Source organism: Pseudoalteromonas sp. G5_S1_14_S5, assembly GCF_054968605.1.
This window is the reverse complement of record NZ_JBQKUM010000189.1, coordinates 1-1,090: the sequence shown is the minus strand read 5'-3', so window position 1 is coordinate 1,090 and position 1,090 is coordinate 1. Positions and strand designations below refer to the sequence as shown.

Here is a 1,090-nt window from a genome sequence, read left to right as displayed (position 1 = left end):
GCTTCCGTGGTGAGGGTTTGATTAACCAGCTCGCTGTTGTAATCAGCAAGGTTTATCCCACGTAAGGTGCTGATGCCTGCGCCGGTGAAGTTACTCAGGGTTGGTTCGGTATTATTGTTCATATCTGAGCTGTAAGCGCGTAACACTAAAAGGTGGTTCATACGCGTCACCAATGCTGGAATGTCGGCAACGGCCACACTTTGACCGCCAACATAACCGTTTAAGGTGTCCGCATTATTGGCATCCACGCCATTAATGCCCGCAAGGGTGTAATCGGTATAGGTTGGTACTGCTGGGTTAGTGGCATCTATTGTGTAAGCCAAGATTTTATTGATGGCGTTGACCATCGGTTGCACACTTTCCATATCGGTGTGAGCCAGGCTTTGAAGTTGAGTGTTAATGTCCGAAAGATTATCGACCGTCACATTATCAATCGACGCATTGAGATAATCTGTGACTGTTGGCACGGTACTGCTTCCTGCCGCCCAGGCGAAAATGGTGTTTGAACCGTTAACACGCGCTTGCAAACTATCCAGGCTCGATAACGCATAAGGCTCACTGGCTATCACATAGACGCCACCTGAATTGATGATACTGGTATCGGTATTATCGAAGGCGGTACCCGTCGAACTGGTGTCATTGGCATCAAACACCGTATTATTATCGCTGTTAGTGAGAATACCATTGTAGTTATAATCATCATAAGATGCCCCGACCACAATGTCTTTACCATTAAAGGCGATGGCAAAAGTGCCAAATTCATCGGTGTTACTCGATGGGGAGCTGAAAATCGTTTCACTGGCTTGCCACTGCGTGGTGTCGGCATTCGCTAAGTCATAACGGTACACCGCCTCCGCATTTTGTGTGGACACCACAAGTTTACGCCCATCGGCACTCAGTTGAGTTTGAAAACCAAAGTTGTCATTCGTCGCTGCGTCACTGGCACGCAGCACCTGGGTTTGATTCCAACTGCTACCATTGTAATCAAAAACAAAAGCCGCACCTTGGTTCGTCATACTATTGGTTGGCCCATCTTCTTGTCGCGCACCGACCGCAATGCGATCGCCAGCCGCATTGATGCTAACGCCAA

Annotated in this window: 1 protein-coding gene; it reads right to left on the bottom strand. The window is 48.3% G+C overall.

Annotation, left to right across the window (positions count from 1 at the left end; genetic code table 11):
- Window positions 1-1,090: hypothetical protein (locus tag ACTRWI_RS22480; RefSeq protein WP_499133911.1), on the bottom strand; the 1,090-nt coding region annotated here is incomplete at both ends.